Origin of the sequence: Streptomyces sp. NPDC015242 (assembly GCF_043079125.1) — a bacterium.
Lineage (GTDB): Bacteria > Actinomycetota > Actinomycetes > Streptomycetales > Streptomycetaceae > Streptomyces.
In genome coordinates this window covers 302,768-324,279 of record NZ_JBIBUF010000005.1, presented here as the reverse complement: position 1 = coordinate 324,279, position 21,512 = coordinate 302,768, and the positions used below count along the sequence as shown (strand labels likewise).

18 protein-coding genes are annotated in these 21,512 nt (G+C 73.9%); 7 read left to right on the top strand and 11 right to left on the bottom strand.

The features are described 5' to 3' along the window. Positions 1-19 precede the first annotated feature (19 nt). Both ACF07N_RS19260 and ACF07N_RS19255 read right to left on the bottom strand, forming a co-directional pair. Complete coding sequence (locus ACF07N_RS19260; RefSeq protein WP_392114292.1) at positions 20-1,060, bottom strand: LacI family DNA-binding transcriptional regulator; 1,041 nt, start codon at positions 1,058-1,060, stop codon at positions 20-22. Continuing rightward, positions 1,057-3,429: a glycoside hydrolase family 2 protein gene (locus tag ACF07N_RS19255; protein ID WP_392114289.1), complete on the bottom strand. Its 2,373-nt coding sequence runs from the start codon at positions 3,427-3,429 to the stop codon at positions 1,057-1,059. Before ACF07N_RS19255 ends, ACF07N_RS19260 begins: the two co-directional genes overlap by 4 nt. A gap of 163 nt (positions 3,430-3,592) precedes the next feature. On the opposite strand from ACF07N_RS19255, the gene ACF07N_RS19250 reads away from it, so the two are divergent. The 3 genes from ACF07N_RS19250 to ACF07N_RS19240 are packed head-to-tail and all read left to right on the top strand — an operon-like array spanning position 3,593 to position 6,674. Then, the gene (locus ACF07N_RS19250; protein WP_392114286.1) at positions 3,593-4,906 is read left to right on the top strand and encodes an ABC transporter substrate-binding protein; all 1,314 of its coding nucleotides are present in this window, start codon (positions 3,593-3,595) and stop codon (positions 4,904-4,906) included. After that, a complete protein-coding gene (locus tag ACF07N_RS19245; protein ID WP_392114283.1) occupies positions 4,906-5,847 on the top strand; it encodes a carbohydrate ABC transporter permease in 942 nt (313 codons plus the stop codon). Before ACF07N_RS19250 ends, ACF07N_RS19245 begins: the two co-directional genes overlap by 1 nt. Then, on the top strand, positions 5,844-6,674 hold the full coding sequence (locus ACF07N_RS19240; RefSeq protein WP_392114280.1) for a carbohydrate ABC transporter permease: 831 nt from the start codon (positions 5,844-5,846) through the stop codon (positions 6,672-6,674). The genes ACF07N_RS19245 and ACF07N_RS19240 overlap by 4 nt, the downstream gene beginning before the upstream one ends. Positions 6,675-6,698: 24 nt before the next feature. On the opposite strand, the gene ACF07N_RS19235 is transcribed toward ACF07N_RS19240, so the two are convergent. The 3 genes from ACF07N_RS19235 to ACF07N_RS19225 form a co-directional block, all read right to left on the bottom strand. Then, complete coding sequence (locus ACF07N_RS19235) at positions 6,699-7,988, bottom strand: ribonuclease D (protein WP_383331580.1); 1,290 nt, start codon at positions 7,986-7,988, stop codon at positions 6,699-6,701. A gap of 240 nt (positions 7,989-8,228) precedes the next feature. Then, on the bottom strand, positions 8,229-8,891 hold the full coding sequence (locus tag ACF07N_RS19230) for a response regulator transcription factor (RefSeq protein WP_003993737.1): 663 nt from the start codon (positions 8,889-8,891) through the stop codon (positions 8,229-8,231). Positions 8,892-9,214: 323 nt separating this feature from the next. Beyond that, complete coding sequence (locus tag ACF07N_RS19225) at positions 9,215-9,889, bottom strand: DUF3000 domain-containing protein (protein ID WP_392114277.1); 675 nt, start codon at positions 9,887-9,889, stop codon at positions 9,215-9,217. A gap of 102 nt (positions 9,890-9,991) precedes the next feature. Between ACF07N_RS19225 and hemE the strand changes: the two genes are divergently transcribed. Beyond that, positions 9,992-11,059: a uroporphyrinogen decarboxylase gene (hemE, locus tag ACF07N_RS19220; RefSeq protein WP_383588620.1), complete on the top strand. Its 1,068-nt coding sequence runs from the start codon at positions 9,992-9,994 to the stop codon at positions 11,057-11,059. An 18-nt stretch (positions 11,060-11,077) separates the two neighbouring features. Here the strand turns inward: hemE and ACF07N_RS19215 are convergent, their stop codons facing one another. Beyond that, the gene (locus tag ACF07N_RS19215; RefSeq protein ID WP_392114274.1) at positions 11,078-11,896 is read right to left on the bottom strand and encodes a rhomboid family intramembrane serine protease; all 819 of its coding nucleotides are present in this window, start codon (positions 11,894-11,896) and stop codon (positions 11,078-11,080) included. A gap of 134 nt (positions 11,897-12,030) precedes the next feature. Between ACF07N_RS19215 and ACF07N_RS19210 the strand changes: the two genes are divergently transcribed. Beyond that, complete coding sequence (locus tag ACF07N_RS19210; RefSeq protein WP_383331568.1) at positions 12,031-12,363, top strand: hypothetical protein; 333 nt, start codon at positions 12,031-12,033, stop codon at positions 12,361-12,363. Between the two features lie 104 nt (positions 12,364-12,467). Here the strand turns inward: ACF07N_RS19210 and ACF07N_RS19205 are convergent, their stop codons facing one another. Together ACF07N_RS19205 and ACF07N_RS19200 are read right to left on the bottom strand one after the other, a co-directional pair. After that, complete coding sequence (locus tag ACF07N_RS19205; RefSeq protein WP_392114271.1) at positions 12,468-13,865, bottom strand: FAD-dependent oxidoreductase; 1,398 nt, start codon at positions 13,863-13,865, stop codon at positions 12,468-12,470. Between the two features lie 27 nt (positions 13,866-13,892). After that, positions 13,893-14,882: a DUF4349 domain-containing protein gene (locus tag ACF07N_RS19200; protein ID WP_392114268.1), complete on the bottom strand. Its 990-nt coding sequence runs from the start codon at positions 14,880-14,882 to the stop codon at positions 13,893-13,895. A gap of 158 nt (positions 14,883-15,040) precedes the next feature. Here ACF07N_RS19200 and hemG point away from each other — a divergent pair, with 158 nt between their 5' ends. Together hemG and hemQ are read left to right on the top strand one after the other, a co-directional pair. Continuing rightward, positions 15,041-16,540, top strand: a complete 1,500-nt coding sequence (hemG, locus tag ACF07N_RS19195) for a protoporphyrinogen oxidase (protein WP_392114265.1) — start codon at positions 15,041-15,043, stop codon at positions 16,538-16,540. 5 nt (positions 16,541-16,545) lie between these two features. Beyond that, entirely contained in the window at positions 16,546-17,289 is a 744-nt protein-coding gene (gene hemQ, locus ACF07N_RS19190; protein ID WP_383331556.1) for a hydrogen peroxide-dependent heme synthase, read from the top strand. On the opposite strand, the gene ACF07N_RS19185 is transcribed toward hemQ, so the two are convergent. From ACF07N_RS19185 to ACF07N_RS19175, 3 genes are all read right to left on the bottom strand, one after another. Further along, complete coding sequence (locus tag ACF07N_RS19185) at positions 17,290-18,885, bottom strand: alpha/beta hydrolase (protein ID WP_392114262.1); 1,596 nt, start codon at positions 18,883-18,885, stop codon at positions 17,290-17,292. Positions 18,886-19,000: 115 nt separating this feature from the next. Continuing rightward, a complete protein-coding gene (locus tag ACF07N_RS19180; protein WP_392114260.1) occupies positions 19,001-19,771 on the bottom strand; it encodes a TIGR04222 domain-containing membrane protein in 771 nt (256 codons plus the stop codon). A gap of 133 nt (positions 19,772-19,904) precedes the next feature. Beyond that, positions 19,905-21,455: a DUF692 family multinuclear iron-containing protein gene (locus ACF07N_RS19175; protein WP_392114257.1), complete on the bottom strand. Its 1,551-nt coding sequence runs from the start codon at positions 21,453-21,455 to the stop codon at positions 19,905-19,907. Between the last annotated feature and the right edge of the window lie 57 nt (positions 21,456-21,512).

The following is a 21,512-nucleotide window of genomic DNA, read 5'->3' as shown; positions in this document are numbered from 1 at the left end:
ACAGGCGGAGCGGTGAAGGTCACACCTTCGGCGGTGCCGTGGACCCCCGGGGCGTCAGGACGGGCGTGGGCACCGGATGCGAGACCACTCCTTCGCCGCCGGCGATCACCGAGAACAGGGTCCGGGCCACCTCCGCCCCGAATCCGTGCACGTCATGGCTCATCGCGGACAGCGTCGGATGCGTCAGCCGGCACAGCTGCGAGTCGTCCCACGCCAGCAGCGACACGTCGTCCGGCACCCGCAGCCCCATCTCCGCCGCCACCGAAAGACCGGCCACCGCCATGATGTCGTTGTCGTACACGATCGCCGTCGGCCGGTCCGGCGGCGCGGCCGTCAGCAGCGACCGCGTCGCCCGCGCCCCGGCGTCGCCCGAGAAGTCCGTCGCCACCTGCCACGCCCCGGCCAGGGCCAGCGCCCCCGCCGCCTCGTCGAACGCCGCCGTCCGGATCGAGGTGTGCCCGAGGTCCGCCGCCCCGCCCACCCGGGCGATCCGCCGGTGCCCCAGCGCGGCCAGATACCGCACGGCCTCCGTCACGGCCGTGGCGTCGTCGGTCCACACCGAGACGAGCCCCCCGGTCAGTGCGGGATGCCCGACCGCGACGGCCGGCAGCCCGAGCCGCTCCACCAGACCCACCCGGGGATCGTCGGCCCGGAAGTCGACCAGGATCGAGCCGCCGACCTGCCGCCCCCGCCACCACGCCTCCTGCACCCCCAGCTCCTCGTCCAGACCGCGCACGAGCCGCAGCAGCAACGAGCAGGAGTGCTCGGCGAGCACGCTCTCCACGCCCGAGACGAACTCCATGTACCAGGGCTCCAGGCCGAGCATCCGGGCCGGCCGGCACACCGCGAGCCCCACCACGTCCACCCGCGACCCGGCCAGCGTCCGGGCCGTCAGGCTCGGCGCCCAGCCGAGCTCCCGCGCCGCCCGGAAGATCCGGTCCCGGGTCGCCTCGGACAGGCCCGGCTTGTGGTTGAACGCGAGGGACACGGCACCCTTGGACACACCGGCGCGCGCGGCGACGTCCTTGATGGTGACGCGGGGGGTCGGCGTTGCCGTCATCGGGTGGGCTCCACGCAGTACAGGGCGGACCGGGCACGTTCCGCGTCCGGAGTCTTCCAGCCGCGCACCCCGATGGTCACCTCTTCGCCCGGCAGCAGCGTGACCAGCCCCCGGTCGGCCCGTGCCCCCGGATCGAGCCGGTCGGCCTGCAGCAGCAGGTCACGCACCAGTGTGCGCGCGGTCACCCTGATCCCCTCCGGGACGAGCGCGACCTCGAACTCCGGGTCCGGGTAGGCGACCTCGCGGTCGGGCACCGGGAAGTGCACCGCCCGCAGCCCGTCCGCGTCCGCGACCAGGAACTCCTCGGGACCGGCAGGCGTCAGCCCGTCCGGCACCCCCACCCGGCCCACGCTCCGCGCCCCGGCCGCCAGGGGCAGCTCCCGCCGCCCCAGCACCTTGCCCTCGACGGACATCCGCCGCAGCGTCAGCGCCGCCGTCCAGGCCCCGGCCGCCTGGTTCACCGCGGCCAGCTCCAGCCGGCCGTCCGCGGCCTCCCGGACCGTCAGCAACCGGTCCGCGTACAGCCGCTTCAGCTCCTGGAACAGCGGCTTCTCCCGCCCGTCCCCGTCGATCGCCGCCCAAGAGGTCACCGGCCAGCAGTCGTTGAGCTGCCAGACGACCGTGCCCGCGCACACCGGCCAGTGCGAGCGCCAGTGCTCGATCCCGGCCGCGACCGCCCGGGCCTGGTTGAGCTGCGTGAGGTAGTGCCAGCGGTCGAAGTCCCCGTCCGGCACGGCGAAGTGCCGCGCGAGCCCCCGCTCCAGCTTCCCGTTGCCGTCGTCGGCCTTCTGGTGGTGCAGCATGCCGGGGGAGTCCGGCGCGAGCTCCTCCCCGGGCAGCGCCCGGCGCAGTGTGGCGTGGGCGGGCGGGGCCTGCCAGCCGAACTCGGCGACGAACCGGGGCACGCCGCGCCGGTAGCCGGCGTAGTCCTCGCGGTTCCACACCTCCCAGGAGTGGTGGGTGCCGTGCGCGGGGTCGTTCGGGTGGTGCCGCCACGACCCGGACCAGGGGCTGCCCGCCGTGTACGGCCGGGTCGGGTCGAGTTCGGCCACCACCCGCGGCAGCAGGCCCAGGTAGTAGCCCTCGCCCCAGGAGTCCCCGGCCAGCCGCGGCTCCCATCCCCAGTCCCGGAACCCCCACAGGTTCTCGTTGTTGCCGTTCCACAGCACCAGCGACGGATGCGGCATCAGCCGTACGACGTTCTCCCGCGCCTCGGCCTCCACCTCACCGCGCAACGGCTGCTCCTCCGGGTAGGCCGCGCAGGCGAACGGGAAGTCCTGCCACACCAGCAGGCCGAGGGCGTCGCAGGCGTCGTAGAAGTCCTCGCTCTCGTAGATGCCGCCGCCCCACACGCGCACCAGGTCCACGCCCGCGGCGGCGGCCTGCTCCAGCCGTTCCCGGTAGCGCGCTCGGGTGATCCGGGACGGGAAGACGTCGTCCGGGATCCAGTTGACGCCCCGCGCGAAGAGCCGTTCGCCGTTCACGACGAGGGTGAAGCCGGTGCCGTGGGCGTCCGGCCTGCGGTCCAGCTCCACCGTCCTGAAGCCGATGCGCCGCCGCCATTCGTCCAGCGCCTCGTCACCGTGCAGCAGTGTCAACTGCAGCTCGTAGAGGGGCTGTTCGCCGTAGCCGCGCGGCCACCACAGCTGCGGGTCCGGCACCCGCAGGCGCAGCGTCCCGCCCGTTCCCCGGATCTCCGTGCGGGCCCGCGCCCCGGCGACCGACGCCTCCAGGACGAGCGGCGCCTCCACCCGGGTCCGTTCCACGTCCACGGCCAGCTCGACCACCCCGGTGCCCTCCTCGACGGTCACCAGGGGCCGCGCCCGGGCGATCCGGGCCGTCGACCAGTGCTCCAGCCGCACCGGCCGCCAGATCCCGGCCGTGACCAGCGTGGGCCCCCAGTCCCAGCCGAAGGAACAGGCCATCTTGCGCAGGTACGGGTACGGCTCGGCGTAGGCGGCGGGCCGCTCGCCGAGCCGCTCCCGCACCGCCTCGGCCTCCGCGTAGGCGGAGACGAACCGCACGGCCAGCCGCCCGGTCAGCCCCGTCACGTCGAACCGGTGGGAGCGGTGCATGTTCCGCACCGTCCCCAGCGGCCGCCCGTCCAGGGAGACCTCGGCGACGGTGTCGAGCCCGTCGAAGACCAGGTCGGTCTGCTCCTGCGCCGACGAGTCGCCGAGCAGCCGCTCGTAGGTCCAGTCCCGGCGCCCCACCCACGCCACCTCGGTCTCGTTGTGGCCGAGGAAGGGGTCCGGGATCACCCCGGCCGCCATCAGGTCGGTGTGCACGCAGCCCGGCACGGTGGCCGGCAGCCTGTCCGAGCCGTGCCGCAGGGTCCATCCCTCGCCGAGCGGTGTGACCTCCAGCATGCGCACTCCCTAAACCGGTGTAGTAAAGAGCCGAGTGTCGGTTTCGCATCCTTGGCGGGAATGGGACTTTACCGGTTGAGCAAGCACTGTCAGAGTGCCGAACCAGCCATACCGCACGTGCTCGTCCGTCCCGAGTCCTTCTCCGCGAACGGAGCTGATGCACATGAACCGCCGTACCGCCCTCGCCCTGGCCGTGGGAGCCGCTCTGCTGGCCTCCGGTTGCACCGGCACCGGAGGCGGCGCGAAAGGCGCGGACGCCGAGGCGCCCGACGATCCCTCCCGGGTCAGCGGGACCATCACGGTCCTCACCCACCGGACCGACCTCGTGCAGGACGGAACGATGAAGAAGTACGCCGCCGAGTTCCGCAGGACCCACCCCGGGGTGAAGGTCGAGTTCGACGCCGTCACCGACTACGAGGGCGAAGTCAAGATCCGGATGAACACGGAGAACTACGGCGACGTCCTCATGATCCCGGGCGTGATCGAGAAGAAGGACTACCCCCGGTTCTTCGCCTCGCTGGGCAGCCGGGCCGAGCGCGCGGGCACGTACCGCTTCACCGACTACACCACCGTGAACGGCAAGGTCTACGGCCAGAGCCCGCTCGGCGCGGTCCCCGGCTTCGTCTACAACAAGAAGGTCTGGCGGCGGGCCGGCGTCACCGGCTGGCCGAAGACCCCGGCCGAGTTCCTCGCCGCCCTGAAGGCGATCAGGTCGAAGACGGACGCGGTCCCGTACTACACCAACTTCAAGGACATGTGGCCGCTCACCCAGTGGACCCAGGTCAACGGCTCGGTCAGCTGTGACGAACAGGCCACCACCCGGCTCGCCGAGGGCAACCCGTGGGCGGAGGGCTCCGACCTGCGCACCGCCGACACGCTGCTGTACGACATCGTGCGCGCCGGGCTCGCCGAGAAGGACCCGACCACCACCAACTGGGAGGCCTCCAAACCCCGGCTGGCCAAGGGCGAGATCGCCACCATGTGGCTCGGCTCCTGGGCCGTCATCCAAATGCGGGGCGCCGCCGAGCAGGCCGGCGCGGACCCCGACGACATCGGGTTCATGCCCTTCCCGGCACAGAAGGACGGCAGGTTCTGCGCGGTGGCGCTGCCCGACTACAACCAGGCCGTCAACATCCACTCCGAGCACAAGGCCGCCGCCCGCGCCTGGATCGACTGGTTCACCGACAAGTCCGGCTACGCCCGGGACAACCTGGCCCTGTCCCCGCTGAAGGCCGACCCGCTGCCCGAGGTGCTCCAGCCCTACGAGGAGGCGGGCGTGAAGCTCCTCGACCTGGACGACTCCCAGGGCGCCGAGGTGAAGTCCATCGACAACCGTTCCGAGGTCGGCATCAACAAGCCCGACTACCGCCAGGACCTGATCGACCTGGCCCGCGGCGCCACCAAGGGCAGCCTGGACGACTTCCTGGACGGCCTGGCGAAAAGGTGGACCGAGACCCAGCAGTCCCTGGGGTCCTGATGACGCAGACCACCGAGAGGGCGGCCGTCCGGCCCGATCCCGGCCCGCCCGCCCCGGCACCGGTCCCGCGCACGGCACGCCTGTGGCGCGGGGCCACCCCCTGGCTGTTCCTGCTGGCCCCGCTCACGCTCCTGATCGTCTTCACCTACGCGCCGATCGCCAACACGGTCGCCTACAGCTTCACCGACTGGGACGGCGTGAGCCCCGAACTGCGCTACACGGGCACCGGGAACTACGAGGAACTGTTCACCCGCCCCGACCTGTTCGAGGTCTTCTGGGTCAGCGGCTACTACCTGGCCGCCTCCGTCGTCCAGATCGTCGCCGCCCTCTACTTCGCGACGGTCCTCAGCTTCCACGTCCGCTTCCGCACCTTCTTCAAGGGCGTGCTGTTCTTCCCGTACCTGATCAACGGCGTGGCGATCGGCTTCGTCTTCCTCTACTTCTTCCAGGACGGCGGCACCCTCGACTCCGTCCTCGCCCTGTTCGGCGCGGAGAGCGACCGCGCCTGGCTGGACACCCCGGAGTCGGCGAACACCTCCCTGGCGGCCGTATCGGTCTGGCGCCACCTGGGCCTGAACTTCGTCCTCTTCCTCGGCGCGATCCAGTCGATCCCGGGGGACCTGTACGAGGCGGCGGAGCTGGACGGCGCCAACCGCTGGCAGCAGTTCCGGCACATCATCGCGCCGGGCATCAAGCCCGTGCTGTCCCTGACGGTGATCCTGTCGATCTCGGGCTCCCTGTCGGTCTTCGAGATCCCGTACATCATGACCGGCGGCGCGACCGGCACCGAGACCTTCGTGATCCAGACGGTGAAGCTGGCCTTCCAGTTCAACAAGACGGGGCTCGCCTCGGCGGCCGCGCTCGTGCTGCTGCTGATCGTCCTGGCCGTGACCTGGGTGCAGCGGCGCCTCGTCCCCGACGACAAGGTGGACCTCACATGACCCGCCGCGCAGTGGCCCGCGCCCTGATGTACGCGTCCCTGCTCGCCGCGACCGCGGTGGTGCTGCTCCCGCTGGCGGCCGTCCTCCTGACGTCCCTGAAGTCGGAGCGGGAGCTGGCGAACGGCAGCGGGGCCCTGGCGCTCCCCGACGACCCGCTCGACCTCCACAACTACGTGACGGCGTTCCAGGACGGCCGGATGCTCTCCGCGTTCGCCAACACCGCGGTCATCCTGGTGGCCGCCATCGGCGGCACGGTTCTGATCGGCTCGATGACGGCCTACGCGATCGACCGCTTCCGCTTCCGCCTCCGGAAGCCGGTCCTGGCCCTGTTCCTGGTGGCCGCGCTGGTGCCCGGCGTCACGACACAGGTGGCGACCTTCCAGATCGTGAACAGCTTCGGCATGTTCGACAGCCTGTGGGCGCCGATCGCCCTCTACATGGGCACGGACATCGTCTCGATCTACATCTTCCTGCAGTTCGTGCGGTCCATCCCCACCTCCCTGGACGAGGCGGCCCGCCTGGACGGCGCCAGCGCCTTCACGATCTACCGCAGGATCATCCTGCCGCTGCTGAAGCCGGCGATCGCCACGGTGGTGATCGTCAAGGGGATCACCACCTACAACGACTTCTACATCCCGTTCCTCTACATGCCCTCGGAAGATCTTGGCGTGATCTCGACGTCGCTGTTCCGCTTCAAGGGCCCCTTCGGCGCCCACTGGGAGACCATCTCGGCAGGGACGATCCTGGTGATCCTCCCCACCCTGATCGTCTTCCTCGGCCTCCAGCGCTACATCTACAACGGCTTCACCCAGGGAGCGAGCCGGTGAGCGGGCGGCACCCCCCGCGGCCCCTCACGGCGCCCCGGCGGACAACGCCGCCACCAGAACCGGGGTGACCTGCTCCACCTGCCACGGCCGCGCTCCGTACCCGGCCAGCGCCGCCGCGACGGACTCCGCGTCCACCACCGCCGGCGGCTCCCAGCACACCCGCCGCACGGTGTCCGGCGTGATCAGGTTCTCCTGCGGCATGTTCAGTTCCTCGGCGAGCGCGGACACCCCGGCCCGGGCGGCGGACAGCCGCGCCGCCGCGGCGGGGTCCTTGTCGGCCCAGGCCCGGGGCGGCGGCGGCCCGGCCACCGGCTGCCCAGGCTGCGGCAGCTGCGCCTCGCTCAGCGCCTTCGCCCGGTCCACCGCGGCCTGCCACTGCTCCAGCTGCCGCTTGCCCATGCGGTGCCCGAATCCGTTCAGCGCGGCCAGCGCGTGCACGTTGGCCGGAAGGGCGAGCGCGGCCTCTACGATGGCCGCGTCCCCGAGCACCTTGCCGGGCGAGACGTCCCGCCGCTGCGCGATCCGGTCCCGGGCCAGCCACAGCTCCCGCACCACGGCCAGCTGCCGCCGCCGGCGCACCTTGTGCATGCCGGACGTACGGCGCCAGGGGTCCTTGCGGGGCTCGGGCGGGGGAGCCGAGGCGATCGCGTCGAACTCCTGCCGGGCCCACTCCAGCTTGCCCTGCCGGTCCAGCTCCTTCTCCAGCGCGTCGCGCAGGTCGACCAGCAGCTCGACGTCCAGCGCCGCGTACCGCAGCCAGGGCTCGGGCAGCGGCCGGGTGGACCAGTCGACGGCGGAGTGGCCCTTCTCCAGGACGAAGCCCAGCACGCTCTCGACCATCGCGCCGAGGCCGACCCGGGGGAACCCCGCGAGCCGCCCGGCCAGCTCCGTGTCGAACAGCCGCGTCGGCACCATGCCTATCTCGCGCAGGCAGGGCAGGTCCTGGGTGGCGGCGTGCAGCACCCACTCGACGCCGGACAGGGCCTCGCCCAGCGCGGACAGGTCGGGGCAGGCGACGGGGTCGATCAGCGCCGTGCCGGCGCCCTCGCGGCGCAGCTGCACGAGGTAGGCGCGCTGGCCGTAGCGGTAGCCGGACGCCCGCTCGGCGTCGACGGCGACCGGGCCGGAGCCCGCCTCGAAGGCGGCGATGACGCGGGCCAGGGCCGCCTCGTCCGCGATCACGGGCGGAATGCCCTCGCGCGGCTCCAGCAGGGGGATCGGCGCCTCCGTAGCAGAAGATCGGCCGTCGTCCGGAGGGGCGCCTCCGGTGGTTCGCAGTGGGCTGTCTGCTGCGGTGTCGTGGGCGTCGGTCACCTGTCAAGGGTATCCATGTATGGACAGCGCCCGCCGACGGAACGTTCCGTCGGCGGGCGCTCGAGGGTCGCAAACCAGTCATGCCGGGGAAGGGGCGGGTTCACGAGCCGCGCGTGAGGGTGAAGGGGACCGGTGGGGATCCCGTTCAGGCGGGTGAGGGGGCACGGAGGGCCGGGGTGCGGCGGACCGGGGCGGTCCGGAGCGGGTCGGGGGCGATCCGGGGCGGGTGGACGTCGGGGGTCAGTGGATGATGCCGGTCCGCAGCGCCACCGCCACCATCCCGGCGCGGTCTCCCGTGCCGAGCTTGCGGGCGATGCGGGCGAGGTGGCTCTTGACGGTCAGCGCGGACAGGCCCATCGAGACGCCGATGGCCTTGTTCGACTGGCCTTCCGCGACCAGCCGCAGCACCTCCACCTCGCGGCCGGACAGCTCGCGGTAGCCGCCCGGGTGGCTCGGGGCACCCGGGGGGCGGCGGTGCAGGCGCGCGGCGGCGGCGCCGATGGGGGCGGCGCCCGGCCGGGTGGGGAGCCCGACGTTGGTGCGCGTGCCGGTGACGACGTAGCCCTTCACACCACCGGCGAGCGCGTTGCGCACGGCGCCGATGTCGTCGGCCGCGGAGAGGGCGAGGCCGTTGGGCCAGCCCGCCGCGCGGGTCTCCGACAGGAGGGTCAGGCCGGAGCCGTCCGGCAGATGGACGTCGGCGACGCAGATGTCGCGGGGGTTGCCGATGCGGGGACGAGCCTCCGCGATGGACGAGGCCTCGATGACATCGCGCACACCGAGCGCCCACAGATGGCGGGTGACGGTGGAGCGGACGCGCGGGTCGGCCACGACCACCATGGCGGTCGGCTTGTTCGGGCGGTAGGCGACCAGGCTTGCGGGCTGCTCGAGGAGAACGGACACCAGGCCTCCTGGGGTGCGGGACGGGGCCGGCTCGTGGGGGTGAAGCCGGGACGAACCGTGCTTTCAAGGTCACAGTCGTCTTCGGCACCCGACCCGTCCGCCTTTAGAGAATGATCACGATTCGGTGATAACAATCCGTGCAATTCGGACACGCGGTCGATCATTCGAAGGCCGGACGGTTTCGGTCTGCGTCGCTACGCGGTCGAAAGTGGCCGTATCGACAAAGTGATTCGGCCAAGAGGGGGACGCAGGTGTGATCGTCGGCAGGGCAGCGTTGACCACCCCGTACAAGTTCGGTCAGTACGGGGTGGGAAGGGGTTCGATCAGCGGGACTGGGGTCCGCGCCGCTGCGGCAGCGACACCACCGAGGCGTCGCCCGGACCGGCCGGGGGCAGCCCCGCGACCTGGGCGAGCAGATCGCACCACGACGCCAGGTGCGCCGCCGTGTCCGGCACCCCGCCCAGGCCCTCGCGCGGCGTCCACGAGGCGCGGATCTCGATCTGCGAGGCGGCGGGGCGCGCCGACAGGCCGCCGAAGTAGTGGGAGCTCGCCCGGGTGACCGTGCCGCTCGGCTCTCCGTAGGCCAGCCCGCGCGCCTGCAGCGCGCCGGTCAGCCAGGACCAGCACACCTCCGGCAGCAGCGGGTCCGCGGCCATCTCCGGCTCCAGCTCCGCGCGGACCAGGGTCACCAGGCGGAAGGTGCCCCGCCAGGCGTCGTGCCCGGCCGGGTCGTGCAGCAGCACCAGACGGCCGTCGGCCAGGTCCTCGTCGCCGTCGACGACCGCGGCCTCCAGCGCGTAGGCGTAGGGAGCGAGCCGCTTCGGCGCCGGTGTCGGCTCGACCTCGACCCTGGGCCGCAGCCGCGCCGTCCTGAGCGCGTCGACGGCGGCCCGGAAGGGCAGCGGGGCGGAGTCCGCCTCCCGCCGGTCGTCCTCGGTGTCCTTCGCTTCGTCCATCCCGCCAGCGCCGTCCGACAGTCGTCCCTGAGCCGCAGCCATGCCGGAAGATTACGGGGCCCCGGGCCCGGGCGCCGGGCTAGACACCCCGCGCCCGTCCAGGGGCTGGATCGCGCTGTCCGGGAGCGTGCGAAACTTGGGCCCGTGAGTGCCAACGACGCCCCCCGGGCCCCGCAGCCGTCCGCCCCGTACGACTCCGCCTTCCTCAAGGCGTGCCGGCGCGAGCCCGTGCCGCACACGCCGGTGTGGTTCATGCGGCAGGCCGGGCGCTCGCTGCCGGAGTACCGCAAGGTGCGCGAAGGCATCCCGATGCTGGAGTCCTGCATGCGGCCCGACCTGGTCACCGAGATCACGCTGCAGCCGGTCCGCCGGCACGGCGTGGACGCGGCGATCTTCTTCAGCGACATCGTCGTCCCGCTCAAGGCCATCGGCATCGACCTCGACATCAAGCCCGGCGTCGGCCCGGTCGTGGAGCGCCCGATCCGCACCCGCGCCGACCTCGCCCAGCTGCGCGGCCTGACCCCCGAGGACGTCTCCTACGTCACCGAGGCCATCGGCCTGCTCACCCGCGAGCTCGGCGCCACGCCCCTGATCGGCTTCGCCGGAGCCCCCTTCACTCTCGCCAGCTACCTCGTCGAGGGCGGGCCGTCCCGCACGTACGAGAACGCCAAGGCGATGATGTACGGCGACCCGGAGCTCTGGGCCGACCTGCTCGACCGGCTCGCGGACATCACGGCCGCGTTCCTCAGGGTGCAGATCGAGGCGGGCGCCTCGGCCGTGCAGCTGTTCGACTCCTGGGCCGGTGCCCTGGCCCCGGTCGACTACCGGCGCTCGGTGCTGCCGGCGTCGGCGAAGGTCTTCGAGGCCGTGGCCGGCTACGGCGTCCCGCGCATCCACTTCGGCGTCGGCACCGGCGAGCTGCTCGGCCTCATGGGCGAGGCCGGCGCGGACGTCGTCGGCGTCGACTGGCGCGTCCCGATGGACGAGGCCGCCCGCCGTGTCGGCCCCGGCAAGGCGCTCCAGGGCAACCTCGACCCGACCGTGCTGTTCGCCCCGGCCGAGGCCGTCGAGGCCAAGACCCGGGAGGTCCTGGAGTCGGCGGCGGGCCTGGAGGGCCACGTCTTCAACCTCGGCCACGGCGTCATGCCGTCCACGGACCCCGACGCGCTGACCCGGCTCGTGGAGTACGTGCACACGCACACCGCCCGCTGACCCCGCCCGGCCCGGGGCTCACCACCCCGGCCGGGCCCGCCGGCCGAACAGGATGCCGCGCGGTTCCGGAGGGGGCGGTGTGCCGGGGCGCAGCGGCAGGGCGAGCAGCAGGCCGACGACGAATCCGGCCACGTGCGCCGCGTACGCCACCGTGCCGGCGTCGGAGACGCCCCCGCCGGAGGAGTACACCGCCTGCAGCACGAACCACAGGCCCAGCACGATCCAGGCCGGCAGCCGCAGCGGCAGGAAGATCAGGAACGGGACGAGCACCCAGACCCGGGCCCTCGGGTACAGCACCAGATAGGCGCCGAGCACCCCGGCGATCGCTCCGGAGGCGCCGATCAGCGGGGCGGCCGAGCCGGTGTCGAGGAGCGCGAAGCCGTAGGCGGCCGCGATGCCGCAGACCGCGTAGAACAGCAGGAAGCGCAGATGTCCCATGCGGTCCTCGATGTTGTTGCCGAAGATCCACAGGAACAGCATGTTGCCCAGCAGGTGCATCCAGCCGCCGTGCAGGAACATCGCCGTCAGCACGCTCAGTTCCGGCGACTTGTCGTAGGACGCCGGGCCGACCACGCAGCCCGGCCCCTGCGGACCCACCCCCACCTCACCGGTGGGCACCAGACGCGGCATCTGATGGTGGATCAGCTCCCGCGGCACCGCCGCCCAGTGGTCCAGGAACGCCTGGAGGTGGCAGAGCTGCGCCAGGCTGCTCTCGCCCGTGAGGGAGCCGGCCATGCCGGGAGTGAGCAGGAACACGACGACGTTGGCCGCCAGCAGCGCGTACGTGACCCAGGGGGTGCGCCGCACCGGGTTCACGTCATGGACGGGGATCACCACACCCGACGTGTGCCCTGGGCGGCGGCGGTGAATCGGCGGGGCGGCTGAACGCGGCCGTCCGGGCGTGCGTATGTGTCGGCAACCGCCCGCGGCGCGGGGAAGGCGGGTCGCGGGGCCGACGTGAGGAACAGGCGATGAACGACCGAGTGACTCCGCCCATGCACGCGCTGCCGGACGGTGAGGCGGAGCTGACGCTGGTGGTGCGGCTGCCCTGGGAGGACGTGGCCCGCCTCGGCCAGGACGCGGGGCGGCTGGCCGCGCAGTGGCGGCGGCCGGTGACGCTGGAGGAGGCGGTGAGCCACCGGCTGCGGTCCTCCCGGGTGGCCGCGCACGCCAAGCCGGCGGGGGAGCAGCCGCCGGCGGTGACCGCCGCGTCGGCGTCGGTGTCGTCCCTGCCGGCCCGGCCGCCGGCCGAGCAGGCGCGGCAGGCCATCGACCGGATCAACGGGACGGCCGGGACGGCCTAGGACGCGCCGCCGGGGTGCGGGGCGGGTCGTCGCCGGGCGCGGGTCCGTCGTGGCTCCTCGCGCCCACGCGGCACAGCCGCACGTCGGCCCGGCCCCGCGCCCGTTCAGGGCGCGACCGAACCGCGTACCTTCGCGGCCGCCTTGCGGGCCGCCACCAGGACCGGGTCCCAGACCGGGGAGAACGGCGGGGCGTACCCGAGATCGAGGGTGGTCATCTGCTCCGCCGTCATGCCCGCCGTGAGGGCGACCGCCGCGACGTCGACGCGTTTGCCCGCGCCCTCCCTGCCGACGATCTGCACGCCGAGCAGGCGGCCCGTGCGCAGTTCGGCGAGCATCTTGACCGTCATCGGGGAGGCGTCCGGGTAGTAGCCCGCGCGGCTGGTCGACTCGATGGTGACCGCCTCGAAGCGGAGCCCGACGCGGCGGGCGTCCTTCTCGCGCAGGCCCGTGCGGGCGATCTCCAGGTCGCACACCTTGCTGACCGCCGTGCCGACCACGCCCGGGAACGTGGCGTAGCCGCCGCCGACGTTGGTGCCGATGACCTGGCCGTGCTTGTTGGCGTGGGTGCCGAGCGCGATGTGCCGCTCCTGGCCGGAGACCAGATCGAGGACCTCGACGCAGTCGCCGCCCGCCCACACGTCCTCATGGCCGCGCACCCGCATCGAACGGTCCGTGAGCAGCCCGCCGTGGGTGCCCAGGGGAAGGCCGGCCGACCGCGCGAGAGCCGTCTCGGGGCGCACGCCGATGCCGAGCACGACCACGTCCGCCGGGAACTCCCGGTCCTGCGTGGCCACCGCCCGGACCCGGCCGTCGTCCCCGGTCAGGATCTTCGTCACCTCGGCGTCGTTCACCATCGTGATGCCCAGGCCCTCCATGGCCTCGTGCACCAGGCGGCCCATGTCCGGGTCGAGGGTCGACATGGGCTCGCTGCCCCGGTTGACGACCGTCACCTCGTAGCCGCGGTTGAGGAGCGCCTCGGCCATCTCCACGCCGATGTAACCGGCTCCGACGACCACCGCGCGACGACCCGGCGTGCGCGCCAGCGTGTCGAGCAGGGCCTGGCCGTCGTCCAGCGTCTGCACGCCGTGCACCCCGGGCGCGTCGGCCCCGGGCAGGTCCGGCCGGATCGGCCGGGCCCCGGTCGCGATCACGAGCTTGTCGTACGGCGTCCAGGACTCGGCGCCCGTGCCGAGGTCCCGGGCACGGACCCGCCGCCCGTCGAGGTCGAGCTCCGTCACCTCGGTGCGCAGCCGCAGGTCGATGTCCCGCGCGCGGTGCTCCTCCGGGGTGCGGGCGATGAGCCGGTCCCGGTCGGTGACGTCGCCGCCCACCCAGTAGGGGATGCCGCACGCCGAGTACGACGTGAAGTGGCCGCGTTCGAACGCCACGATCTCCAGCTCGTCCGGGCCTTTCAGACGGCGGGCCTGTGACGCCGCGGACATGCCCGCGGCGTCGCCGCCGACGACGACCAGTCGCTCTCTGCGCGTACGGCTCATGTTCATGCGAACACGCTACGGGAGCAGGCGATTTCAGTCCTGCTCGCCCGGGGTCCGCGGCTGCGCGGCCTCCGGCGCCGGGCGGGCCGTCGGCAGCGGGCCGAGCGCACTCGCCGCGGGCACGGGCGCGGGCCGGCGCGGCAGCCGGGGCCGTACGACACGCAGCCACAGCAGCGCGAGTGCGACCGCCACCGCCGCGAACGGCAGGATCGCGCCGAACGCCACCGCCAGCCAGCGCAGCATGGTCACGAAGGCGTTCCAGCCGCCCGCGAGCGCGTCCGTGAAGCCCGGGTCGTCGTCCTCCTTCGCCTCCTTATTCACCGGTGTCTCGGACAGCGTCAGGGTGATGGTGGCCAGGCTCGTGCGCTCCTTCAGGGACGCCTGCCGGGCGAGCAGCGCCTCCAGGTCGGCCTGCCGGCTGCTCAGCTCGCCCTCCAGGGTCACCACGTCGCTGAGCTTGTCCGCCCGGTCCATCAGCTCCCGGATCCGGGCCACGCTGGCCCGCTGCGAGGTGATCCGGCTCTCCACGTCCACGACCTGGTCGGTGACGTCCTCGGCCTTCGCGCTGCGGTCGAGGAGCTTGCCCGCGCCCTCCAGACCGGCCAGGACCGCGTCGTACTTCTCGGCGGGCACGCGCAGCACGACCCGGGTGCGCTCGCGGCCCTCCGCGTCCCGCGTGGTGGTCTCGTTGCCGATGTAGCCGCCCGCGTTCTCGGTGCTGGTGCGGGCCTCGTCCAGGGCCTTGGGGACGTCCTTGACCTGAACGGTCAGCGAGGCGGTGCGGATGATGTGCTGCGCGGGCAGCTTCGCCGGCGCGGTCGCCCGGGCCCCGCTGCCGGTGCCGCCGGGCGCCGCCTCCTTGGCACCGGCCCCGGCCCCGTCCTGCGCGAGGCCCCGGTCGGCGGCCGAACTCCCGGTGGAGTCATCACCGGCGCCGCTGCACCCGGTGAGGGCGAGGACGGCGGCCAGCAGGAGGGCCGGCAGGGCCGTGGCGGGGCGGCGGGCTGATCGTCGTGTACGCATGCGGGCATCCCCCGAGGGTCGATGGTGCTGACGTCTCTTCGACGCACGAGCCGTGCCGGACGTTTGGCGCGGGACGGTTCCGATGCGGTCACGGTCGGGACTCGCGGCGGACACCGGGGGGCCGCGGCACCGCCGGCGGGGTCTGAGAGGCTGGGGACATGCGCGAAGTTCAGGGCCGTGGTGTCACGGGGCAGGTCGTCGTCGTCGGGGCGGGCATCGCGGGGCTGGCCGCCGCGCACCGGCTGCTGGAGCGGGGGGCGCGGGTGACCGTGCTGGAGGCCTCGGGACGGGTCGGCGGCAAGCTGCTGGCCGGGGAGATCGCCGGTGCCCGGGTGGACCTCGGCGCGGAGTCGATGCTGGCCCGGCGGCCCGAGGCGGTGGCGCTCGCGCGCGAGGTGGGCCTGGCCGGCCGGCTCCAGCCGCCCGCGACCGCGACGGCCTCCCTCTGGACCCGCGGCGCCCTGCGCCCCATGCCCAAGGGCCATGTGATGGGCGTGCCCGGCACCGCGGCCGCCCTGTCCGGGGTGCTGTCCGAGGAGGGCCTCGCCCGCATCGAGCGCGACGCCGGCCTGCCGCGCACGGAGGTCGGGGACGACGTGGCCGTCGGGGAGTACGTGGCGGCGCGCCTCGGCCGCGAGGTCGTCGACCGGCTGGTGGAGCCCCTGCTGGGCGGGGTGTACGCGGGCGACGCCTACCGCATCTCGATGCGCTCGGCGGTCCCGCAGCTCTTCGAGGCCGCCCGGAGCCACGCCTCCCTCACCGAGGGCGTCCGCGAGATCCAGGCCAGGGCCGCCGCCGCGCGGCAGACCGGCCCCGTCTTCATGGGGATCCGCGGCGGCGTCGGCAGCCTGCCCCTCGCGGTGGCCGAGTCGGTCCGGGCCCGCGGCGGCGAGATCGTCACCGGCGCCGAGGTGACGGAGCTGCGCAGGCAGGCACCGCGGCCGGGCGGTCCCGGGCCGGGTGAGGGCGCGTCGGCCGGGCTGTGGCGGGTGGTGGCCGGCGACCGGGTGCTGGAGGCCGACGCGGTGGTGCTCGCGGTGCCCGCCCCGGCCGCCGCCCGGCTGCTGCGCGCCGAGAGTCCCGGGGCCGCCGCCGAGCTGGCCACCGTCGAGTACGCCTCCATGGCGCTGGTCACCCTCGCCTACCGCCGCGCCGGGACGGACCTGCCCGACGGCAGCGGTTTCCTCGTGCCGCCGGTCGACGGGCGCACCATCAAGGCGTCCACCTTCGCCTCGCAGAAGTGGGGCTGGATCGCCGAGGAGAACCCGGACCTGGTCGTCCTGCGCACCTCCGTGGGCCGCTACGGCGAGACGGAGATCCTCCGGCGCGACGACGACGAGCTGGTGGAGGTCTCCCGGCACGACCTGAAGGCCGCGACCGGCCTGGACGCCGCACCCGTCGCCGCCCGCGTCACCCGCTGGGACGACGGCCTGCCGCAGTACCCGGTCGGGCACCACGCGCGCGTGGCCCGCATCCGCGAGCGGGTCGCCCTGCTGCCCGGCCTCGCCGTCTGCGGCGCCCCCTACGACGGCGTCGGCATCCCCGCCTGCGTCGCGAGCGCCTGGGCCGCCGTCGACCAGATCCACGGCGACCTGCGGGGTGTGCAGGAGCTCACCGCCCACCCGGTGCAGAGTCTGCACGGCGGAGCGGGAGAATGAGGAGCATGAGTGACGACGCCTCCACCACCCCCTCCGGCACCGCGCCCGACCGCATCCCGAACAAGGGCAAGCTGGCCAAGGACCTCAACGAGGTCATCCGCTACACGCTCTGGTCCGTCTTCAAGCTCAAGGACGTGCTCCCCGAGGACCGCGCCGGGTACGCCGACGAGGTCCAGGAGCTGTTCGACCAGCTCGCCGCCAAGGACGTGACCGTCCGCGGCACCTACGACGTCTCCGGCCTGCGCGCCGACGCCGACGTCATGATCTGGTGGCACGCGGAGACCAGCGACGCGCTGCAGGAGGCGTACAACCTCTTCCGCCGCACGAGGCTGGGCCGCGCCCTGGAGCCGGTCTGGTCGAACATGGCACTGCACCGCCCCGCCGAGTTCAACCGCTCGCACATCCCGGCGTTCCTCGCCGACGAGACGCCCCGCGCCTACGTGAGCGTCTACCCCTTCGTGCGCTCCTACGACTGGTACCTGCTGCCCGACGAGGACCGCCGCCGCATGCTCGCCGACCACGGCAAGATGGCCCGCGGCTACCCGGACGTGCGCGCCAACACCGTCGCCTCCTTCTCGCTGGGCGACTACGAGTGGATCCTCGCCTTCGAGGCCGACGAGCTGTACCGCATCGTCGACCTCATGCGTCACCTGCGCGGCTCGGAGGCCCGGATGCACGTCCGCGAGGAGGTCCCGTTCTACACGGGCCGCCGCAAGGACGTCGCCGAACTGGTCGCGGGTCTCGCCTGATCAGCGGGCGCGGGCGGCGGCCTCGTCCGGGGCCGCCGGCCGCGGTGCGGCGTGCGGCGCGCACTGCGCACGCCGTCCGGGCAGCCGCCCGTCCAGCAGGTACGCCTCCAGGTGCCCGTTGACGCAGGCGTTCGGCCCGCCCGCGAGGCCGTGGGCCCCGGCGTCCCGTTCCGTCACCAGCGCCGAACCCTCCAGCCGGCGGTGGAGTTCCAGGGCGCCGCGGTACGGCGTGGCCGCGTCCCGCTCGGCCGCCAGGATCAGCGTCGGCGGCAGTTCGCCCGGCCCGGCGCCGACGTCCAGCGGCCGTTGCCGGGGCGCCGGCCAGAAGGCGCACGGCAGGTTCGTCCACACGTTGTCCCAGGTCTCGAAGGGCGCCACCCGCGCGAGCCGGGTGTTGTCCCGGTCCCAGACCTCCCAGTCCGTCGGCCAGGGAGCGTCGTTGCACTCGACGGCCACGTAGACCGCCCGGGAGTTCTCCGCCTCCACGGCCGCCTCGGGGTGCTGTTCCGCCTGCTCGACCAGGGGCCGCGGGTCGCCCCTGAGATACGCCGACAGGGCGTGCGCCCGGTGCGGCCACTGGTCGTCGTAGTAACCGGCCTGCAGGAAGGCCCCCTGCAACTGCCCCGGCCCGACCTTCCCGCCCGCGGGCTCGGCGGCCAGCCGCGCCCGTGCCCGTTCGTAGCTGCGCAGCACCTCCCGGGCGGTCCGGCCCAGTCCGTACACGCCGTGGTGCCGGGCGGCCCACTCCCGGAAGTCCCGCCAGCGGTGCTCGAACGCGGCCGACTGGGCGAGGTTGTTGCGGTACCAGACGCGCGCCGGGTCGGGGTCGACGACGGAGTCGAACACCATGCGCCGCACGTGGGAGGGGAACAGAGTCGCGTACAGGGCCCCGAAGTACGTGCCGTACGACGAGCCGAGGAACGTCAGCCGCTCCTCGCCGAGCGCGGCGCGCAGCACGTCCAGGTCGCGGGCGTTGTTCAGTGAGTGGTAGTGCCGCAGCGCGTCACCGGCGCGTTCGGCGCAGCCGCGCGCGTACGCCTCCGCCCGCGCGCGACGCTCCTTCTTGTACGCCTCGGAGGGGTGCGTCGGCGCCTGGGACGGCCCGTTGAAGAACTGCCGCGGGTCCTTGCACGACAGCGGCGCCGACGGGGCGACCCCGCGCGGGGCGTAGCCGACCAGGTCGTAGGCGGCCGCGATCCGCTTCCACTCGGGGAGCAGGCCGATGAGCGGGAAGTACAGGCCGGTGGCGCCGGGCCCGCCGGGGTTGTACACCAGGCTGCCCTGCCGCAGGACCTGGCGTTCGCCGCGCGGCTCCTTGCGGGTGGCCGGGGCACGGCTGACGGTGAGTTCGATCTGCCGCCCGTCCGGCCGGGCGTAGTCCAGCGGGACCTTCACGGTGCCGCACCGCATGCTGCCCGGCAGATCCTGTGCGTCGGGGCACGGGCCGAAGTCGATCCCGGCCGCCCTCGCCCGGGCCGCGGCCACCGCCGTGCCGCGCATCTCGGCGGCCCCGGTCCGGGCCTCGGCGTCCGGGACGGCTGTGAGGGCGCTCAGCAGCAGGGACCCCGCGGCCGAGTAGAGGAGGGCGGCTCGCATCGATGTCCCTTCGCTGCACGGTGGCGACGCAAGGGATGTTTCGTGCGCGGAGGGGGGAAGGCAAGCACCGTCCGCCGGTGTCGGCGCCGATGCCCCCCGTGCGCCCCCGGGTCCGTCAGTCGCGTGCCCCGCGGTGTGTGAAGGCGGCGCGCAGGTCCGGCTCGCCGATCGCGCTGACCCCGCGCACCGCCACGGAGGTGAGGTACGTACGGTCGTTGGCGGCGCCGTCCGCGGTGCGGGCCAGGGAGCCGAGCAGCCGCTGACCGGCCGGGGAGGCCCAGCGCGCGTACGGGTGCACCTCGATGCGCGCCACGGCGAGACAGCTCAGGGTGAGGGCGAGCGGCAGCGCGAACCACAGGGCGACCAGATGGCGCGGCATGTCCGGCGGGAGCGGGGTCAGCAGCGCGGCGACGCCGAGGGCGAGCACGGCGACGGCCGCTCCGCGCACCTGACGGACCGCAGCCGTCACCGTCGTACGGGCGCTGTCGGGAACGGCGAGACCCGCGCGCACCAGCCCGTCGGCGATGCCGCGCACCGCGTCCGCCGCGGCGGCACCGGCCCGCACGGGCGCGATGCGGGACTGCCCGTCCGGCCCGATGGCCCCTATCACCGACCGCTCCATCTCGTCGCGCCCGCGAGGATCGACCACCGTCGCCCAGCCGGTGCGGGCCAGCAGCAGACGCCGCTGGCGCGCCATGGCGACCAGGGTCACGTCGGCGACGCGCCGGGGACCGCCGGAGAGGAACGCGGCCTCGTACAGGGTGAGTTCGCGGACGGGGCCGGTGTCCGTCTCCCCGGCCGCGGCACGGACGGCGGCCAGGCACAGACGGGTGCACGCCGTGCCGGCCACGGCCCAGGCCGCCAGCAGGAAAAGAACCCAGAGCATATGTTGTTTGTATGTGACACGGTTGCGGGAGCACCATGCCTTGTTCACGATCCGGACGGAGTGTTGTCGGTATGTGACGTTCCGTTTCCGGCGCCGTGGGGCGACCCGCCCGGTGGCCTCGAAGGCGCGGGCGTCAGCGGCGCAGCAGCACCCTGCGCGTCGCGCGGGCCAGCCGGTGGACGGGCCGTCCGGAGCGCGGCGCGGGGCCCGAGCGCTCCAGCCACCACTCCCTGAGCTCCCGCCGGGCCGGTGCGTGCCCGGGGCGGCCGGTGGTGAGCAGGTGCTCCGCGAAGGTGAGGGCGTCGCGCCGGTAGCCGCCGGCCAGGGGCTGGGTCTGGGCGTAACCGAGGAAGGCCGGGCGGTAGTCCCCGCCCAGGATCACCGGCAGTTCGGGCGCGACCTTCGCCACGATGTCCGCCCGCTTCGCCGCGAGCGCCCGGGCCTGGACGCCGATCCGGACCCGGTCGAACCCCTCGGGCACGGGCGTCCCGGCGACCAGCGCCGACAGCAGGGCGGCCTGAGCGAGCCCGAGCCGCTGCCGGGCCTCGCCGGTGTCCATGCGCCCCGCACCGTCCGCACGCAGTCCTCCGGACGACTGCCGGGCTTCCTCGGTGGCGCCGGGGTGGGGCGGGCCGAAGGCGCCCCGTGTCGCCTCGGCCGCCCCGGTCTCCTCGCCCCGCGCCGGGACGCCCGTCCCGGCGCGGGGCAGCTCCGCTCGTGTCCCGGACACCGCCGCTTCCGCCCGAGGAACCCGCGCCCCCGGCCCGGATCCGGCGGCCGCCTCCGCCCCCGGGCCGGACAGGCCCGCTCGCCCGGCGGTCCGGCCCGCCTCGCGCAGACGCGTCTTCACCCGCTCCACGGCCCCCGCCTCCAGCGCCCGGCGGATCGAGGCCAGCTCGTCCCGCAGCTCCGCCGGTTCCGGGAAGTTCTCGTCCCGTTCCAGCAGCACGCCCGGCGGGCTGACGCGGGACGCCAGGTCGGTCAGGATGTCGAGGACCGGCTGCGGCACGGGGTGGGCGTGGCTGTCGTGCCAGACGCCGTCGCGCGCGAAACCGCCCGCCACATGGACGTAGGCGATCGCCTCGAGCGGCAGCTCCGCCAGGGCCTTGGCGGGGTCCTCGCCGCGGTTGACGTGGTTGGTGTGCAGGTTCGCCACGTCGATGAGCAGACCCACCCCCGTGCGGTCGGCCAGCTCGTAAAGGAACTGGCCCTCCGTCATCTCCTCGCCCGGCCAGGAGATCAGCGCCGCGATGTTCTCCACGGCCAGCGGCACCGGCAGCGCGTCCTGCGCGATCCGCACGTTCTCGCACAGCACGTCCAGCGCGTCCCGGGTCCGGGGGACGGGCAGCAGATGGCCCGCCTCCAGCCGCGGGGACGCCGTCAGGGCGCCGCCCGCCCGGACGAACGCGATGTGCTCGGTGACCAGCGGCGAGCCCAGTGCCTCCGCCCGCTCGGCCAGCATGGCCAGCCGGCCCCCCTCGGGCCGCTCCGCGCCCCCCAGCCCCAGCGAGACACCGTGCGGCACCACCGTGACGCCGCGCTCGCGCAGCCGCCGCAGCGACTCGGGCAGATGCCCGGGGCAGACGTTCTCGGCCACGGCCTCGACCCAGTCGATCCCCGGCATGCGCTCCACGGCGTCCGCGATCTCCGGCCGCCACCCGATGCCCGTCCCCAGTCGCCGCATGGTCCCCTCCTCCACCGCCCCGGTCACCGGACGTGAGGGGGGTATGGCCCAGCCGCA

Bases quoted from the DNA above. Each gene is read 5' to 3' on its own strand.
- ACF07N_RS19260 (WP_392114292.1), bottom strand. From the start codon at position 1,060: ATGACGGCAACGCCGACCCCCCGCGTCACCATCAAGGACGTCGCCGCG.
- ACF07N_RS19255 (WP_392114289.1), bottom strand. From the start codon at position 3,429: ATGCTGGAGGTCACACCGCTCGGCGAGGGATGGACCCTGCGGCACGGC.
- ACF07N_RS19250 (WP_392114286.1), top strand. From the start codon at position 3,593: ATGAACCGCCGTACCGCCCTCGCCCTGGCCGTGGGAGCCGCTCTGCTG.
- ACF07N_RS19245 (WP_392114283.1), top strand. From the start codon at position 4,906: ATGACGCAGACCACCGAGAGGGCGGCCGTCCGGCCCGATCCCGGCCCG.
- ACF07N_RS19240 (WP_392114280.1), top strand. From the start codon at position 5,844: ATGACCCGCCGCGCAGTGGCCCGCGCCCTGATGTACGCGTCCCTGCTC.
- ACF07N_RS19225 (WP_392114277.1), bottom strand. From the start codon at position 9,889: ATGGCTGCGGCTCAGGGACGACTGTCGGACGGCGCTGGCGGGATGGAC.
- ACF07N_RS19210 (WP_383331568.1), top strand. From the start codon at position 12,031: ATGAACGACCGAGTGACTCCGCCCATGCACGCGCTGCCGGACGGTGAG.
- ACF07N_RS19205 (WP_392114271.1), bottom strand. From the start codon at position 13,865: ATGAACATGAGCCGTACGCGCAGAGAGCGACTGGTCGTCGTCGGCGGC.
- ACF07N_RS19200 (WP_392114268.1), bottom strand. From the start codon at position 14,882: ATGCGTACACGACGATCAGCCCGCCGCCCCGCCACGGCCCTGCCGGCC.
- hemG (WP_392114265.1), top strand. From the start codon at position 15,041: ATGCGCGAAGTTCAGGGCCGTGGTGTCACGGGGCAGGTCGTCGTCGTC.
- hemQ (WP_383331556.1), top strand. From the start codon at position 16,546: ATGAGTGACGACGCCTCCACCACCCCCTCCGGCACCGCGCCCGACCGC.
- ACF07N_RS19185 (WP_392114262.1), bottom strand. From the start codon at position 18,885: ATGCGAGCCGCCCTCCTCTACTCGGCCGCGGGGTCCCTGCTGCTGAGC.
- ACF07N_RS19180 (WP_392114260.1), bottom strand. From the start codon at position 19,771: ATGCTCTGGGTTCTTTTCCTGCTGGCGGCCTGGGCCGTGGCCGGCACG.
- ACF07N_RS19175 (WP_392114257.1), bottom strand. From the start codon at position 21,455: ATGCGGCGACTGGGGACGGGCATCGGGTGGCGGCCGGAGATCGCGGAC.